The following is a 2048-nucleotide window of genomic DNA, read 5'->3' as shown; positions in this document are numbered from 1 at the left end:
GGTATGGTGACGGTTGCCGGTGTGGCATCAACTGCACCGCTATTGTCGGTGGCGCTGTAGGTGAATGTGGCGCTGCCGGTGAAGCTGGGGTTGGGCTGGAATTTCAGCTGCGCGGCTTGTGCGGGGGTGAGGATTTGCCCTGCAGTTACTTCCACTCCATTTAAGAATAGTTTGCCTTGACTTATGTCAGGCAATGTACTGATGGTGTACGACACGACGGTGCCGTCTGTGTCTGTGCCGGTAAGGGTTGGGACGTCTGCTATGACGTTATTCGCGGTTGCCGGCGCGGTTTTGTCTTCTGCTACCGGCGGGGTGTTGGGTGCGGTTACGGGTATGGTGACGGTTGCCGGTGTGGTGTCGGAATCCCCGTCGTTATCTGTCGCCGTGTAGGTGAATGTGGCGCTGTCGGTGAAGCTGGGGTTGGGCTGGAATTTCAGCTGCGCGGCTTGTGCGGGGGTGAGGATTTGCCCTGCAGTTACTTCCACTCCATTTAAGAATAGTTTGCCTTGACTTATGTCAGGCAATGTACTGATGGTGTATGACACGACGGTGCCGTCTGTGTCTGTGCCGGTAAGGGTTGGGACGTCTGCTATGACGTTATTCGCGGTTGCCGGCGCGGTTTTGTCTTCTGCCACCGGCGGGGTGTTGGGTGCGGTTACGGGTATGGTGACGGTTGCCGGTGTGGCATCAACTGCACCGCTATTGTCGGTGGCGCTGTAGGTGAATGTGGCGCTGCCGGTGAAGCTGGGGTTGGGCTGGAATTTCAGCTGCGCGGCTTGTGCGGGGGTGAGGATTTGCCCTGCAGTTACTTCCACTCCATTTAAGAATAGTTTGCCTTGACTTATGTCAGGCAATGTACTGATGGTGTATGACACGACGGTGCCGTCTGTGTCTGTGCCGGTAAGGGTTGGGACGTCTGCTATGACGTTATTCGCGGTTGCCGGCGCGGTTTTGTCTTCTGCCACCGGCGGGGTGTTGGGTGCGGTTACGTGTGGTGCTGTCAGTGGCGCTGTTGTTGCCGGTGTTGGTTTCTTCTGGGGTGGATACGCTGGCTGAGTTGGTGACGTTCCCCGCTGCTGTGGCATTGACTGTCAGGGTGATGGTGCTGCTGGCACCGGCTGCTAATGGGCCCGCATTTGTGCAGGTGACGTCCTGTCCACTGGCGCTGCAAGTCCATCCATTACCACTTCCTGACACAAATGTCAAGCCATTCGGCAAGGTATCTGTGACGGTAATTGTACCTGTTGTCGGACCGGCATTGGCGGCGTTGCTGACGCTGATGGTATAGGTTCCCTGTCCACCGGCGGTGAAGTTGCCGGTGTGGGTTTTGGCTATGGTTAGGTCGGGTGCGGGGTTGACAATTGTGGTGCTGTCAGTGGCGCTGTTGTTGCCGGTGTTGGTTTCTTCTGGGGTGGATACGCTGGCTGAGTTGATGACGTTCCCCGCTGCTGTGGCATTGACTGTCAGGGTGATGGTGCTGCTGGCACCGGCTGCTAATGGGCCCGCATTTGTGCAGGTGACGGTCTGTCCACTGGCGCTGCAAGTCCATCCACTACCACTTCCTGACACAAATGTCAAGCCATTCGGCAAGGTATCTGTGACGGTAATTGTACCTGTTGTCGGACCGGCATTGGCGGCGTTGCTGACGCTGATGGTATAGGTTCCCTGTCCACCGGCGGTGAAGTTGCCGGTGTGGGTTTTGGCTATGGTTAGGTCGGGAAAACCGACGATGTTGAGCGTTCCTTTCGGAGACAGACCGGGAAAATAAGTCCACAGGTCTAACCCTTTTGCATCGCCAAAGTCCCCATTGCAGGACGTACCAGCATTAATACCCGGTAAGTTACCGAAAGCGCGATAAGAGGCTTGATTAACAGAATCAAAACCGTTGATAGGGTTACTTCGTTTTGGGAATGCAGGATCGCCTGCAGGTGGAGTCCCGCAGGTTGTTACGCTCACAGAAGTTCCATTTTTAGTTTTATAGTTAGTGTCATCGAAGAAGGCTGTGGATACTCCCAGGGGATGGGTACTTGGAGGATTGAGAAGAGTAA

At 55.6% G+C, this 2048-nt stretch carries 2 protein-coding genes; both read right to left on the bottom strand.

Annotated elements, in window-relative coordinates:
- Positions 1-965 (bottom strand): Ig-like domain-containing protein (locus OSC10802_RS41410; protein WP_232731736.1); only part of this gene is annotated, 965 nt, incomplete at its 3' end.
- A partial coding sequence (locus OSC10802_RS0123260; protein WP_232731735.1) for a DUF11 domain-containing protein occupies positions 928-2048 on the bottom strand: 1121 nt, incomplete at its 5' end. The genes OSC10802_RS41410 and OSC10802_RS0123260, both read right to left, overlap by 38 nt.

The sequence above is a fragment of the Kamptonema formosum PCC 10802 genome (assembly GCF_000332335.1).
Classification (GTDB): domain Bacteria; phylum Cyanobacteriota; class Cyanobacteriia; order Cyanobacteriales; family Oscillatoriaceae; genus Oscillatoria.
The sequence above is the reverse complement of the archived record's forward strand: the minus strand, read 5'-3'. Positions and strand labels throughout refer to the sequence as shown.